At 61.7% G+C, this 12,614-nt stretch carries 16 protein-coding genes; 5 read left to right on the forward strand and 11 right to left on the reverse strand.

Annotated features, from left to right (window positions below):
* Window positions 1-271: 271 nt before the first annotated feature.
* Window positions 272-757, reverse strand: coding sequence for a peroxiredoxin (locus RCCGE510_RS19575; protein WP_007632791.1), 486 nt, complete (start codon window positions 755-757; stop codon window positions 272-274).
* 167 nt (window positions 758-924) lie between these two features.
* The gene (locus RCCGE510_RS19580; RefSeq protein WP_037079274.1) at window positions 925-1,776 is read right to left on the reverse strand and encodes a protein-disulfide reductase DsbD domain-containing protein; all 852 of its coding nucleotides are present in this window, start codon (window positions 1,774-1,776) and stop codon (window positions 925-927) included.
* A gap of 139 nt (window positions 1,777-1,915) precedes the next feature.
* Here RCCGE510_RS19580 and RCCGE510_RS19585 point away from each other — a divergent pair, with 139 nt between their 5' ends.
* The 4 genes from RCCGE510_RS19585 to RCCGE510_RS19600 all read left to right on the forward strand — a co-directional run bounded on the left by RCCGE510_RS19585 (window position 1,916) and on the right by RCCGE510_RS19600 (window position 4,851).
* Window positions 1,916-2,521: a YqgE/AlgH family protein gene (locus RCCGE510_RS19585; protein WP_007632795.1), complete on the forward strand. Its 606-nt coding sequence runs from the start codon at window positions 1,916-1,918 to the stop codon at window positions 2,519-2,521.
* A 129-nt stretch (window positions 2,522-2,650) separates the two neighbouring features.
* Window positions 2,651-2,842, forward strand: coding sequence for a CsbD family protein (locus RCCGE510_RS19590; RefSeq protein ID WP_007632797.1), 192 nt, complete (start codon window positions 2,651-2,653; stop codon window positions 2,840-2,842).
* Between the two features lie 92 nt (window positions 2,843-2,934).
* Window positions 2,935-4,020 (forward strand): putative zinc-binding metallopeptidase, encoded by a 1,086-nt coding sequence (locus RCCGE510_RS19595; protein ID WP_007632799.1) that lies wholly within the window; start codon window positions 2,935-2,937, stop codon window positions 4,018-4,020.
* A 321-nt stretch (window positions 4,021-4,341) separates the two neighbouring features.
* Entirely contained in the window at window positions 4,342-4,851 is a 510-nt protein-coding gene (locus RCCGE510_RS19600; RefSeq protein WP_007632802.1) for an NUDIX domain-containing protein, read from the forward strand.
* A 210-nt stretch (window positions 4,852-5,061) separates the two neighbouring features.
* On the opposite strand, the gene rnhA is transcribed toward RCCGE510_RS19600, so the two are convergent.
* The 5 genes from rnhA to RCCGE510_RS19625 all read right to left on the reverse strand — a co-directional run bounded on the left by rnhA (window position 5,062) and on the right by RCCGE510_RS19625 (window position 8,932).
* Window positions 5,062-5,517, reverse strand: a complete 456-nt coding sequence (gene rnhA, locus RCCGE510_RS19605; protein ID WP_007632803.1) for a ribonuclease HI — start codon at window positions 5,515-5,517, stop codon at window positions 5,062-5,064.
* Window positions 5,514-6,479 (reverse strand): homoserine kinase, encoded by a 966-nt coding sequence (locus RCCGE510_RS19610; RefSeq protein ID WP_007632804.1) that lies wholly within the window; start codon window positions 6,477-6,479, stop codon window positions 5,514-5,516. Before RCCGE510_RS19610 ends, rnhA begins: the two co-directional genes overlap by 4 nt.
* An 80-nt stretch (window positions 6,480-6,559) precedes the next feature.
* Window positions 6,560-7,561 (reverse strand): 4-hydroxy-3-methylbut-2-enyl diphosphate reductase, encoded by a 1,002-nt coding sequence (gene ispH, locus RCCGE510_RS19615; RefSeq protein ID WP_007632805.1) that lies wholly within the window; start codon window positions 7,559-7,561, stop codon window positions 6,560-6,562.
* 242 nt (window positions 7,562-7,803) lie between these two features.
* The gene (locus RCCGE510_RS19620; protein WP_037079275.1) at window positions 7,804-8,559 is read right to left on the reverse strand and encodes an SURF1 family protein; all 756 of its coding nucleotides are present in this window, start codon (window positions 8,557-8,559) and stop codon (window positions 7,804-7,806) included.
* Window positions 8,552-8,932 carry a DUF983 domain-containing protein gene (locus tag RCCGE510_RS19625; protein ID WP_007632808.1) on the reverse strand — a complete coding sequence of 127 codons (381 nt, stop codon included), beginning with the start codon at window positions 8,930-8,932 and terminating at the stop codon, window positions 8,552-8,554. Before RCCGE510_RS19625 ends, RCCGE510_RS19620 begins: the two co-directional genes overlap by 8 nt.
* Window positions 8,933-9,051: 119 nt before the next feature.
* Here RCCGE510_RS19625 and RCCGE510_RS19630 point away from each other — a divergent pair, with 119 nt between their 5' ends.
* A complete protein-coding gene (locus tag RCCGE510_RS19630) occupies window positions 9,052-9,693 on the forward strand; it encodes a chloramphenicol phosphotransferase (protein WP_007632814.1) in 642 nt (213 codons plus the stop codon).
* A gap of 238 nt (window positions 9,694-9,931) precedes the next feature.
* Here RCCGE510_RS19630 and RCCGE510_RS19635 read toward each other — a convergent pair whose 3' ends face one another.
* The 4 genes from RCCGE510_RS19635 to RCCGE510_RS19650 all read right to left on the reverse strand — a co-directional run bounded on the left by RCCGE510_RS19635 (window position 9,932) and on the right by RCCGE510_RS19650 (window position 12,567).
* A complete protein-coding gene (locus RCCGE510_RS19635) occupies window positions 9,932-10,810 on the reverse strand; it encodes a cytochrome c oxidase subunit 3 (protein WP_007632815.1) in 879 nt (292 codons plus the stop codon).
* A 61-nt stretch (window positions 10,811-10,871) separates the two neighbouring features.
* A complete protein-coding gene (locus RCCGE510_RS19640; protein ID WP_007632816.1) occupies window positions 10,872-11,480 on the reverse strand; it encodes a cytochrome c oxidase assembly protein in 609 nt (202 codons plus the stop codon).
* Window positions 11,477-11,617, reverse strand: coding sequence for a hypothetical protein (locus RCCGE510_RS35225; RefSeq protein WP_007632817.1), 141 nt, complete (start codon window positions 11,615-11,617; stop codon window positions 11,477-11,479). Before RCCGE510_RS35225 ends, RCCGE510_RS19640 begins: the two co-directional genes overlap by 4 nt.
* On the reverse strand, window positions 11,617-12,567 hold the full coding sequence (locus RCCGE510_RS19650; RefSeq protein WP_007632818.1) for a heme o synthase: 951 nt from the start codon (window positions 12,565-12,567) through the stop codon (window positions 11,617-11,619). The genes RCCGE510_RS35225 and RCCGE510_RS19650 overlap by 1 nt, the downstream gene beginning before the upstream one ends.
* Window positions 12,568-12,614 lie beyond the last annotated feature (47 nt).

Raw genomic sequence — 12,614 nt, forward strand, 5'->3', positions numbered from 1 at the left:
TCGGGCTTGACCCGAGGATCCACTCTGCCCTCGATCGGCACCGGGCGTGGGCCTGGCATGACGGAGATTGGGGGTGCATTTCCGCTAAACTCGCCGTCGGCGTGCCCCTCATCCGGCTGCCGCCACCTTCTCCCCGCGCGCGGGGCGAAGGGGGATATGCGGCAACCTCTCCGTCCCGCACCAGCGCCTCGCGGGGCACGTCCCCTCTCCCCGTTTTTTACGGGGAGAGGGCTAGGGTGAGGGGCAGCCCCGCCCGATACCTATCGAAAGCTCAGAGCAGTTCCAGCATCGCGGCTGCACCCGAAACCGTGGCCTGGCCGGGGCTTTCCTCGATGTTGAGGGCTTTGACGACGCCGTCTTCCACCAGCATCGAATAGCGCTTGGAGCGCAGGCCGAGGCCGCCGGCGGAGAGGTCGGCGTCGAGGCCGACGGCCCTGGTGAAGCCAGCGTCCCAATCGGCGAGGAAGTGGATCTTGCCCATGCCGCCGGAGGATTGCGCCCAGGCGCCCATCACGTGCCAGTCATTGACTGATATGACGGCGATGTCGTCGACGCCCTTGCCGAGGATGGTGTCGCGATTTTCGAGATAACCCGGCAGGTGGTTCAGCGAGCAGGTGGGGGTGAAGGCGCCCGGCACGGCAAACAGCACGACGCGCTTGCCGGAAAAAAGCTGTTCGGTGGTGATTTCGACCGGGCCGTCGGCGGTCTTTTCCTTGAAGGTGGTAGCAGGAAGCTTGTCGCCGATTGCGATGGTCATGGTTTTCTCCTTGAATTCCGGCTTTGGGAGGCTGGCTTGTTGGGGTTCTGCTTGTTGGGTTCTAGCTTGTTGGGTTCTCGGGAGGCAGCGGGCACCGCAGAGAGATTTGCGGCGACTATAAGATCCGCGCCTTCAAAGGCAAGGCCGGGCATTCAAAGGCAAACTCGTCACTCAAAAGGAACGGTCGTCTCCATTGCCCTTTCGCCATCGATCACCAGCACGCCCCAGCGCTTGCCCGATATGTCGTAATCCCCAGGCAGCTTGCCGATGGCGACGTCGGTCTTGAAGACACCGCCCTCGCGTTTGCCGCCGATCTGCTTGGTGAAGGCATAGCCGCTCGGTCCGGTGACGATGATATCGGGCGCGCCCTTGCCCTGGTCCGGCCCCTCGCCCGGCAAAACCAGCGTCAGCGACAGCGTCTTCCTGTCAGCCGCCATCGCGTGCGCCGTGACATCGAAATCGGCCGATGGCGGCTTCGGCAGGCTTGCAGCGGCCGCCGCAAGGATCGCCTCTTCTTGGCGGTGCGACTGGATGGCAGGACCAAGCTTTAGTTGAAAATTCGCCTGGAAGGGAATGCAGATATCTTTGCAGATGCCGATGAAAGCCAAGGCGTCGATCTCGACTTCGTCCTTGCCTGCCGCGTTGAGCGAAAGCGGCAGCGTCACCGGCGCGTCATAACCGATATCCTCGACCGCGCCGTTGAAGAAATGCTTCGGAACGGGATAGCCGATGGCATCGAGCGTGACGCCGCTGTCCGCCGCGATGGTGAACTGAGGCGGAATGCCGGTGTTTCCCGGCTCTTTCCAATAGGTGATCCAGCCGGGTTTCGGCTCGATCTGCAGCGCGGCGCGGATCTTGCCGGCGGCATCGGGCGCTAGTGCGACCAGGCGCATGCGGCCGCCTTCATTCTCCGCCCAGGCGCTCATTTCCGCGTGGGCCGAACGATGGGCGGCAAGGGCTGCGGCCATTGAGATAACCGCGATTAAAAGCCGGCGCGGAACTGCGGAAATAATCATCATGGAACAACGGTTTACCGAAAGTGGTGTTTGGCCGCCAGAAGTCGCGGCGATTTAAATCTTCATTTTTGGTTGATTGATGTGTGACATTGGCCCATGTTTCTCCTGTCAAGCCTCGGTGCGGTTGGCAGCAGGAGGAACGATGTCCTTATCGACGCTGAAGAACAGACGGGAACGTGGCTTCTTCGATGGCCAGTTCCTGATCGCCATGCCCGGCATCGAAGACCGCAATTTTGCGCGCACGGTGATCTATATCTGCGCGCATTCGGATGCCGGCGCCATGGGCTTCGTCATCAACCGCCCGCAGAGCCTGACCTTTACCGATGTGCTGCTTCATCTCGACATGATCAAGCAGGAAGATCAGATCGTGCTGCCGAAACGGGCGCGCGACTTCCCGATCCAGACCGGCGGCCCGGTGGAAAGCGGGCGCGGCTTTGTGCTGCATTCGGACGATTATTCCAGCGACTCCTCGATCCCGGTCAGCGATGACATCTGCCTGACCGCGACCCTCGACATCGTCCGCGCCATCTCCAAGGGCCATGGGCCGACGCGCGCGACGATGCTGCTCGGCTATTCCTCCTGGTCGGCCGGCCAGCTCGAAAACGAAGTCGTCAACAATGGCTGGCTCACCTGCGCGGCCAATGAGGAATTGATCTTCGACTGCAGCCTCGACGACAAATACGAGCGGGCGCTCGCCGGCATGGGCGTTACCGCTGCCATGCTTTCGGCCGAAGCCGGGCATGCCTGAGGTAATTGGCCTGAACTGACTTGTCCTGAATCTATCTGGCCTGAATCTATCTGGAACGAATTGCGCTGGGTGACGTTTCATTTCGGCAAACACGGGCAAGAGGCCCGGCTGACGAAGGAGACATCACCTATGGGTAGCACCAGCGACAAGATTTCCGGCAAGGCAAACGAAATAGCCGGCAAGACCAAGCAGGCCGTCGGCAAGGCCACGGACGATCGCGAAATGCAGGCCAAAGGCACCGTTCAGGAAGCCAAGGGCAAAGGTCAGGTCGCAACCGGCAAGGTCAAGGACAAGCTCAAGGGCGCTGTCGACCGGCTCTGAGCCACAAGCTCATCCGTTATAAACCATGCCTGCTGCGCCCCTCGCGCGGCAGGCATTTTTAATCCGCCACGCATGCTTTCCAGAGATATACGATGAAGCTTTTCGCCTGCGACAATTGCGATCAAGTCGTCCACTTCGACAACCGTCAATGCGTGCGCTGCAACCATCGCCTCGGCTTCCTGTCCGGCGATCTCGCCATGCATGCGCTGGAGCCGCGCGACGAGACACTCTGGCAGCTTGTTTCCGACCCCGACCGTGAAGTCCGCTTCTGCGCCAATGCCGGCCTCGACATCTGCAACTGGCTGGTGGACGGCGAAGGCGAGAGCGAATTCTGCGTTGCCTGCCGCCATAACCGGCTGGTTCCGAACATCGATACCCAAAACGGCATCGATCGCTGGCGGCGCATCAGCCAGGCGCAGCGTCATCTGTTTTATTCGCTGTTGCGCTGGAGGCTGCCGCATCCTGATCGTGTGCAAGATCCTGAAGGTGGCCTGGTGTTCGATTTCCTCGAGGATTCGATCGAGAGCAACGGCTATGTCGTGCCGGCCATGACCGGCCACGAGGAAGGGCTGATCACCATCCGCGCCGCAGAGGCCGACGATGCGACGCGCGAGCAGGCGCGCAGCTCGATGAACGAACCCTATCGCACCCTGCTCGGCCACTTCCGCCATGAGACCGGCCATTTCATCTGGAACAAGCTGGTGCGCGACCGCGACGGCCAGGCGGATTTCCGCGCCGTCTTCGGCGACGAACGGCAGGATTATGCAGCCGCTCTGCAGACCCATTATGCCGGCGGCGCGCCCCTGGGATGGCAGGACAATTTCATCAGCGCCTATGCGGCATCCCACCCCTGGGAGGATTTTGCCGAATGTTTCGCCCATTACCTCCATATCGTCGATACGCTCGAAACCGCCCGCGCCTTTGGCATCGCCATCGATCCGCGCGGCCATGAGGAGATCGCCGGCGAGGTGGATTTCCTCCCCTACCGGGCAAAGAGCGCCGAACAGCTGGTCAGCGCCTGGGTGCCGCTCAGCCTGGCGATCAACGCCATCCAACGCAGCATGGGCCAACCGGACTCCTACCCCTTCGTGCTGTCCACGCCAGTGGTGGCAAAGCTCGAATATCTGCACCGGCTGATCCAGGGGGCGGCAACGGCGCCGCAGCAGCAGGCGGCTTGAAAGAGGTTCGGGCGCGCTGCTTGACCCCCCCCTTCGCCCCAGCGGGGAGAAGGTGGCCCGAAGGGTCGGATGAGGGGGCCGCACGGCACATCCTTCATTGTTGCCCTTCGCTAACGCTCAGCGCATTCGCGGCTCTGCCGCTCACCCCCTCATCTGCCTGCCGGCATCTTCTCCCCGCTGGGGAGAAGGGGAATCGTGGCGGCGCCGCATTCATCTTCACCCGTTGGAAGCTTGGGGGAGCGGGGGGAGCAATCGGGCCTATTGTCGACCTCCAACACCAGAGGTAAGCCCTTTAGCGTCTAACACCGGAGCACACAAAATATGGACGATACCGCTCGAACCATGATCGTGCTGGACTCCAGCAACTCCCGCTTCCAACTCCGGGCCGGCGCATTGATCCGGTCCCATGGCCACATCCTCATCCATCGCGTCGTTGGCGACCCTTTCTGGGTCCTGCCCGGCGGACGCGTGGAGTTTCACGAAGCGGGTGCCGAAACGCTTGCACGCGAAATAGAAGAGGAAATCGGCTGTAAGGCCACCGTCGGGCCGCTACGCTTTGTCATCGAGAATTTTTTCGATTTTTTGGGACGAAGAATTCATGAAGTCGGCTTCTACTATGAGGCGGAACTCCTCAGCGCCCTGCCCTTCCATGAGACCGACATCGTCCACCGGGTCCGTGATGGCGCTGCCGATCTGGAATTTTGCTGGGCTTTGCCAAGCAGAGCCGTGCTCGATCGGTTCAATCTGCAACCGATGCCGCTGCGTGACCTCATCGAGGCGATGCCGGACGGAGTCCAGCATCTGGTGCGGCGTGATATGGCCCAGTGTTAGCGCTCCGGGCGCGTCGATGTCATCGTGAATCGGTGCCCGCCCCTCATCCGCCTGCCGGCACCTTCTCCCCGCTTCGGGGCGAAGGGGGTATGCCGCAACCTTTCCGTCCCTCGCCAACGTCACGCGTGGCACGTCCCCTCTCCCCGTTTTTTACGGGGAGAGGGTTAGGGTGAGGGGCAGCTTTCAAGCACAGGCGTAACGCCGATCCGGCTAAAACGAAACCGCTTTACCCTTCTTGAACGGCTCCATGCCCCGGCGCGCAAGTTCATCGGCGCGTTCGTTTTCCGGGTGGCCGGCGTGGCCCTTGACCCAGTGCAGCGTTACCGTGTGGCGGTTGCGGGCTTCTTCCAGGGCCTGCCAGAGCTCGGCATTCTTCACCGGCTTCTTGTCGGCGGTCTTCCAGCCGTTTTTCTTCCAGCCGAAAATCCACTTGGAGATGCCGTCCTTGACATAGGCGCTGTCGGTATAGAGATCGACCTCGCAGGGGCTCTTCAGCGCCTGCAGCGCCGAGATCGCCGCCATCAGTTCCATGCGGTTGTTGGTCGTATCCGCCTCGCCGCCGCAAAGCTCCTTTTCGGTATCGCCATAACGCAGGACCGCGCCCCAGCCGCCGGGGCCGGGATTGCCGGAACATGCGCCGTCGGTGAAGATATCGACGTGTTTCATAGGCTCAATCCATATTCGGCCGGCGATTTGATCTGGCGGTGGAAGCGCAGTTTGCGGAGATATTCGAGCGGGTCCTTCTTGGTGACCATGGCGCCCTCAGGCGTCGTCAGCCAGTCATAGAGCCGCGTCAGGAAGAACCGCAGCGCCGAACCGCGCGACAGCACCGGCAGGGCGGCTATTTCGGCTTCGCTCAGCGGCCTGACACTCTGGTAACCCTCGAGCATCGCCGTGCCCTTGGTGATGTTGTAGGCGCCGTCCTTTTCGAAGCACCAGGCATTCAGGCAGATCGAGACGTCGTAGGCGAGCAGATCGTTGCAGGCGAAATAGAAATCGATCAGACCGGAGAGCTGATCGCCGAGGAAGAAGACGTTGTCGGGGAAGAGGTCGGCGTGAATGACGCCGGCCGGCAGGTTTTTCGGCCAGGCGGCGGAAAGGAAATCGAGTTCGCTGCGGATCTCGTCCTGCAAGACGGGCTCGACCTCGCTGGCGCGTGCCTCGGATTTCTCCCAGAGCGTTTGCCAGCCATCGACCGAAAGCGCGTTTTCGCGTGTCAGTTCGAAACCGTCGCCGGCGACATGCATTTCGGCCAGCGCCCGGCCTACTTCGCGGCAGTGCTTGGCTTCCGGCTTTCTCAGCCACATGCCTTCGAGGAAGGAAATCAGCGCCGCCGGACGACCGGACAGCGAGCCGAGCAGCGCGCCGTCGCTGCGCGGCAGCGGCAGCGGGCAGGACAGGCCGCGGGCGGCAAGATGCTGCATCAGACCGAGGAAGAACGGCAGATCGGTCTTTTCCACCCGCTTCTCATAGAGCGTCAGGATCAGCGGGTCCTTGGAGGTATGCAGAAGGAAATTGGAGTTTTCGACGCCTTCGGCGATCCCCTTGTAGGAGAGCAGCGTGCCCGCCTCATATTCCGTCAGGAACCACTTCAGATCGTCTTCGGCGATATCGGTATAGACTGCCAAGTGAGGTCTCGCCTTCATGCATTGCTGTTATTGGATCCGCCGGATTGACGATCCGGCGTCGCGATAGGGTTTTAATATGATCAGCCGTTAACGAAGGCCATGTCGGCCGCCGTCAGCTCGATGCTGCGCAATTCGCGATTGACGAGAAAATTTTCGGTTTCCTGCACCGTTTCGGCCAGCTCGACGCGGGCGTCGAAGCGGGCGCGGAACGCCTCGATGATCTCGTTGACGATGACCTCGGGAGCGGAGGCGCCGGCGGAAAGGCCGAGCGTCGAAATCGTGCCGATCTCGTTCCAGTCGAGCTCGGCGGCGCGCTGCACCAGGATCGATTTCTTCGCCCCTGCCCTCAGCGCCACTTCGACGAGACGTTTGGAATTGGAGGAATTCGGCGCGCCGACGATGATGAAGAGATCGCAGCCGGGGGCCGCCTGTTTGACGACCTCCTGGCGGTTGGTCGTCGCATAACAGATTGAGTCCGCTGCCGGCGCCGTCAGGTTCGGGAAGCGCTCGTGCAGGCGGGTGATGACGCCGGCGGTATCGTCGACCGACAGCGTCGTCTGGGTGACGTAGCCGAGATTGTCGGCGTCAATCGGAATATAGGCGTCGGCATCCTCGATCGTCTCGATCAGCGAAACCGAACCCTCAGGCAGCTGCCCCATCGTGCCGATCACCTCGGGGTGGCCGGCATGGCCGATGAGCACGACATGGCGGCCAAGGCGATTGTGGCGCATCGCCTGCTTGTGGACCTTGGAGACCAGCGGGCAGGTGGCGTCGAGATAGAACAGGTTGCGGCTCGCCGCATCCTCCGGCACGGATTTCGGCACGCCATGGGCTGAAAATACCACCGGCTGGGCGCGATGCTCGGCCGGGATCTCGTCCAGCTCCTCGACGAAGACGGCGCCCTTGGCTTCCAGCCCCTCGACGACATAACGATTGTGGACGATCTCATGACGCACATAGACCGGCGCACCATAGGATTTCAGCGCCAGCACGACGATCTGGATGGCGCGGTCGACGCCGGCGCAGAAGCCACGCGGGCCGCAGAGCCTGATCGTCAAGGGAGGTTTCGCCGCAATATTCATGTCTGTTCCGTCAAAGATTCCTCATTCCTGTGCTCGTCACAGGAATCCAGCCACAGCGCGTCGGCGCCGTGAACGACTGTCAACCGCCAAGTCCACCTTCCGCGCCCGAGGACTTGGGCGCACTGGATTCCTGTGACGAGCACAGGAATGAGGGAGAACTTGGCAACGTCCGGTTTCAACGGCGACGTCCCGCGAGGGGGCAATCGACCTCTAGCCCAATATAAGCGAGAATTGAAGCGATACTATTGCGCCGGCGCCTTGGCGGGTTTGCGGAACCAGGAGATACCCACCACGACGACCAGCACCGCGGCAAGCCCGTACCAGGTGAAGGCATATTGCAGGTGATCGTTCGGCAGATCCACCTGGGTGACGCCGCCGATCGGCAGACCGGCCGGATTGGGGGTGGAATCGGCATCGACGAAAAACGGAATGACGCGCGCCTTGTCCAGCCCGACGCTTTCGGCCATGACGTCGAGATCCTTCCAGTAGAAGATGTTCTTGGCGACGTCGTTATCCGGCACCACCCAGGAGGGTTTGCCGGGAAGTTTTTCGCGGGCGAGACCCGTGACGGTCTGTTGATCGGTCAGCTGGCCCTGCATGCGCATTTCCGGCTCCTTGTTCTCATAGGGAACGAAGCCGCGATTGACCAAAAGCGTGCGCCCGTCGGCAAGCTCCAGGGGCGTATAAACGTAGAAGCCGGTCTGGCCGCGCCAGGTGGCAAAGAAGTGCCGCTCCTTGTTGTTGATATAACGGCCGGTGGCGGTGACCCTGCGGTATTCGATGTCGCCGCCCGCTGCGGCGATCGCCTCGATATCGGCAAGCGGCACGGGGGCAGCCAGCTGGCGCGCGGCGATATCGGCAAGCAAGCCTTCCTTCCAGTGCAGGCGTTCCACCTGCCAGGTGCCCAGCGAAATCAGGATGGCAAGGGCGATCAGCACCAGGATGCCGGTGATGAGAGGCAGCCGGCGGCGCGGCACTACATGCTCTATTTCAGTCACTCAGGCGTCCTTCGCGGGCATTATGACGGTATTGCATGGCAATCAGGATGCCCTTGAACCAGCGCAGCGTCAGCAGCGACAGGACGATCGCCAGCGGGCCGAAAAGCAGGATGTGCACCCAGATCGGCGGCCCATAATTCACCTGCAGCCACAGCACCATGCCGATGACGATGAAGCCGACGATGAGGATGACGAAGACGGCCGGGCCGTCGCCGGAATCGGCGAAGGAATAATCGAGGCCGCAAGAAGCGCAGCGTGGCTTGAGCCCGAGCAGACCATCGAACAGCTTGCCCTGGCCACAGCGCGGGCAGCAGCCCTTGATACCTGTCTTGACCGGGTCGACGGGGGGAAAATGGGCGCTATCTTCGCTCATGCCATTCCTTCTCGGCAGTCGATGCTGCCTTAACTCTCCCATAAAGTATTCGCATCCCGAATGGAAATGCCTGCGCGGTTTCGTCTCAGTGATTCGCGCCAAACAGAAGAAGAAAACGGATGACGAGCGATAACCATGCTGGACAGATCATTATCCTGAACGGCGCGCCCAGAAGTGGGAAATCCAGCATTGCGCGCGCAATCCAGGAGGAATTCGAGGGGCCGTGGATAAACTTCGGCGTCGACGCCTACAATGCCATGACACCGAAGCGGTACCGACCCGGGATCGGACTCAGGCCCGGCGGCGAGCGGCCGGAGCTGGAGGAACTTGTGCCGTTCCTCTATGCGGCCCTTTATGAATCGATCGCCATCCACGCCGGATTGGGGCTGAATGTGGTTGCCGATCTCGGCCATCATGACAGCTATTCGCAACCGCTCGGCATTCTAGGCGACAGCGCCAGGCGCCTGGAGGGCTTTTCTATCCTGTTCGTCGGGGTGCGCTGTCCGATCGGGACGATCATGTACCGGCGGGAATTCAAACAGGAAGGCCGCGAGACACTGTACCTCCGCGCCACGCAGGACGTGCCGGTCCCCGAACCGGTGCAACGCTGGCAGGACGAAGTGCATCGGCCCGGCATCTATGACATGGAGGTCGATACGTCAGTGCTCACCGCGCTCGAATGCGCCGAGGCGATCCGCCTGCGGCTTGACCTGGGCATTCCCGAGCCTTCGGCCTTCGAGCGGATTGCTGGCGGGCGTTGAGACCTGCCCCTCATCCGGCTGCCGCCACCTTCTCCCCGCTTGCGGGGCGAAGGGGATATGCCGCGACCTCTCCGTCCCTCGCCAACGTCTCGCAAGGCACGTCCCCTCTCCCCGTTTTTTACGGGGAGAGGGTTAGGGTGAGGGGCAGCTTTCTGCGCAAAACGGACAAACCAAGAAGACGTCAGCCATACAAAAAAGGCGGGCACCAGGCCCGCCTTCTATTCGAATTTCGCTGCAATCAGCCGGCTGCGACAGGGGCGCCCCAGCCGCCCCAGACGTAAATGCAGAAGAACAGGAACAGCCAGACGACGTCGACAAAGTGCCAGTACCAGGCGGCCGCTTCGAAGCCGAAATGTTGTTTCGGGGTGAAGTCGCCGCGCAGCGCCCGGATCAGGCAGACGGCCAGGAAGATGGTGCCGACCAGCACGTGGAAACCGTGGAAACCGGTTGCCATGAAGAAGGTCGCGCCGTAAATCGAATTCTTGAAGGCGAAGGGCGCGTGGGCATATTCGTAGGCCTGCACGCAGGAGAACAGCACGCCGAGCACCACGGTCAGCGTCAGGCCCTGGATCAGGCCCTTGCGGTCGTTGTGCAGCAGCGCATGGTGCGCCCAGGTCACCGTCGTGCCGGAGAGCAGCAGGATGACGGTGTTATAGATCGGCAGGTGCCAGGGATCGAGGACCTCGATGCCCTTCGGCGGCCAGGTGCCGCCGGTGTAGAGCAGACGCGCGGCCTGGATCGCCTCGTTCGGATAGAGGCTGGCGTCGAAATAGGCCCAGAACCAGGCGACGAAGAACATCACTTCCGAAGCGATGAACATGATCATGCCGTAGCGCAGGTGCAGCGATACGACACGGGTGTGGGCGCCCTCATGGGCTTCCTTCACCGTATCGGCCCACCAGCCGTACATGACGTAAAGAACCAGCGCGAGGCCGATGTAGAACAGCCAGGGATTGGCGAGTTCGGCGCCGGCGACCTTGAACGAGCCGCCGTTCAGGTAGCGCATGTAGCAGATGCCGCCGATCGCCATGATGAAGGCGCCGAGCGAGGCGAGAATCGGCCACGGGCTCGGATCGATGATGTGATAGTCGTGATTCTTCTGATGAGCATCGGCCATGTCGCTATCCCCGGATGTCTTCCTTCACTCGGCCTCCGGCATAACCGGAAACGAGCCTTGATCAAAGTTTCTTTTCACTCTTTTCCGCTCTACCCTCATTCGAAGCCAGCGGCTTCGGACCCTCTTTCGGATAGAACGTATATGACAGCGTGATCGTATGGATGTTCTTCGATTCCACGGCCTTGACGATCTCCGGATCGATGTAGAACACCACTGGCATGTCGAGCTTCTCGCCCGGCTTCAGGTCGGTTTCGGTAAAGCAGAAACATTGCACCTTGTTGAAATAGACGCCCGCCTCGCCCGGCGTGACGTTGAAAACCGCCTGGCCGCGCTGCGTCTCGTTCGAGCGGTTCTCGGCGGTGAAATTGACCTGTATGGTCTCGCCGATCTTTGGATTGACCTCACGCTCGACCGGCTTGAAGTCCCATTGCAGACCGGGCGCGACATTAGCGTCGAAGGTGACGCGCATCGTGCGGTCGAGCACGACGCTCGACACCTGGTCGACGCGCTGGGTCGTGCCGTTATAGCCGGTGACCTGGCAGAAGATCCGGTAGAGCGGCACGGCGGCGTAGCTCATCGCGCCCATGCCGAAAACGAAGCTCAGGCACATCATCACCACGGCGCCGTTGTTGCGGCCCGGCTTTTTCGGTGCGGCGGCGTTGTCGGTCATCCCGCCATTCCCCCGCCGATCTTCACGATGGTGATCGCGTAGAAGAGAATGACGAGGCCGGCAAGCACCAGGCCGAGGGCGATGTTGCGGTTGCGGCGCGACTTGCGCTGCGCTTCCGTGAGCTTGACCAATTCCATCAGAACCAACCTCCCGCATGCGAAACCAGCACCGACGCCAGCCGGTCGATCATCAAGGCGGAGAACACAGCGAAAAGATAAAAGATCGAGAAGCCGAAGAGCTTCTTCGCCGGGATCATCTTCAGGTCGCCGTCGGGCATGCGCCAGACGGCGATGGAACAGTAGATGAAGATGGCGCCGAGGCCGGCGGCCACCAAGCCATAACCGAGGCTGGCGAAACCGAGGACGGACGGCAATACCGCGCAGACCGCGGTCAGCACCGCATAGGCGACGATCTGATGCTTGGTCACCCGCTCGCCGGCGACGTTCGGCAGCATCGGCACACCGACGGCCTCGTAATCGCGCATCTTGAACAGCGCCAGCGCCCAGAAATGCGCCGGCGTCCACAGGAAGATGATCAGGAAGAGAACGGTGCTTTCGATGGTCACACTGTTGGTCACGCAGGCCCAGCCGATCATCGGCGGAAAGGCGCCGGCAGCACCGCCGATGACGATGTTCTGCGGCGTCGAGCGCTTCAGCCACATGGTGTAGACGACGGCGTAGAAGAAGATGGTGAAGGCAAGGATGCCGGCCGAGAGCCAGTTGACGGCAAGGCCGAGGATGACGACCGAGAAGCCCGACAGCACCAGGCCGAAGGCCAGAGCCTCGGACGGCGCGATGCGGCCGGCCGGGATCGGACGATTGGCCGTGCGGCTCATGATGGCGTCGATATCGGCGTCATACCACATGTTGAGCGCGCCGGAGGCGCCGGCGCCGACGGCGATACAGAGAATGGCGATCAGGCCGAGGACGGGATGGATGTGGCCCGGCGCCAGCACCAGGCCGGCAAAGGCAGTGAAGACCACGAGCGACATCACCCGCGGCTTCAGCAATTCGAAATAATCGCGCGCACTCGCTTCCGACAATTCGCCGTCCTTTGCAAGCGTCCCGTGATTGTCGATAACCGTCATTATTCCGTCCTGAATATCCGAATATCAGGACGCCGTATCGAATGCGG

It is taken from the genome of Rhizobium sp. CCGE 510, assembly GCF_000292525.1.
Taxonomy (GTDB): domain Bacteria; phylum Pseudomonadota; class Alphaproteobacteria; order Rhizobiales; family Rhizobiaceae; genus Rhizobium.

Coding starts and splice junctions, on each gene's coding strand:
- RCCGE510_RS19575 (WP_007632791.1), bottom strand. CDS start 757: ATGACCATCGCAATCGGCGACAAGCTTCCTGCTACCACCTTCAAGGAA.
- RCCGE510_RS19580 (WP_037079274.1), bottom strand. CDS start 1,776: ATGATGATTATTTCCGCAGTTCCGCGCCGGCTTTTAATCGCGGTTATC.
- RCCGE510_RS19585 (WP_007632795.1), top strand. CDS start 1,916: ATGTCCTTATCGACGCTGAAGAACAGACGGGAACGTGGCTTCTTCGAT.
- RCCGE510_RS19590 (WP_007632797.1), top strand. CDS start 2,651: ATGGGTAGCACCAGCGACAAGATTTCCGGCAAGGCAAACGAAATAGCC.
- RCCGE510_RS19595 (WP_007632799.1), top strand. CDS start 2,935: ATGAAGCTTTTCGCCTGCGACAATTGCGATCAAGTCGTCCACTTCGAC.
- RCCGE510_RS19600 (WP_007632802.1), top strand. CDS start 4,342: ATGGACGATACCGCTCGAACCATGATCGTGCTGGACTCCAGCAACTCC.
- rnhA (WP_007632803.1), bottom strand. CDS start 5,517: ATGAAACACGTCGATATCTTCACCGACGGCGCATGTTCCGGCAATCCC.
- ispH (WP_007632805.1), bottom strand. CDS start 7,561: ATGAATATTGCGGCGAAACCTCCCTTGACGATCAGGCTCTGCGGCCCG.
- RCCGE510_RS19625 (WP_007632808.1), bottom strand. CDS start 8,932: ATGAGCGAAGATAGCGCCCATTTTCCCCCCGTCGACCCGGTCAAGACA.
- RCCGE510_RS19630 (WP_007632814.1), top strand. CDS start 9,052: ATGACGAGCGATAACCATGCTGGACAGATCATTATCCTGAACGGCGCG.
- RCCGE510_RS19635 (WP_007632815.1), bottom strand. CDS start 10,810: ATGGCCGATGCTCATCAGAAGAATCACGACTATCACATCATCGATCCG.
- RCCGE510_RS19640 (WP_007632816.1), bottom strand. CDS start 11,480: ATGACCGACAACGCCGCCGCACCGAAAAAGCCGGGCCGCAACAACGGC.
- RCCGE510_RS35225 (WP_007632817.1), bottom strand. CDS start 11,617: ATGGAATTGGTCAAGCTCACGGAAGCGCAGCGCAAGTCGCGCCGCAAC.
- RCCGE510_RS19650 (WP_007632818.1), bottom strand. CDS start 12,567: ATGACGGTTATCGACAATCACGGGACGCTTGCAAAGGACGGCGAATTG.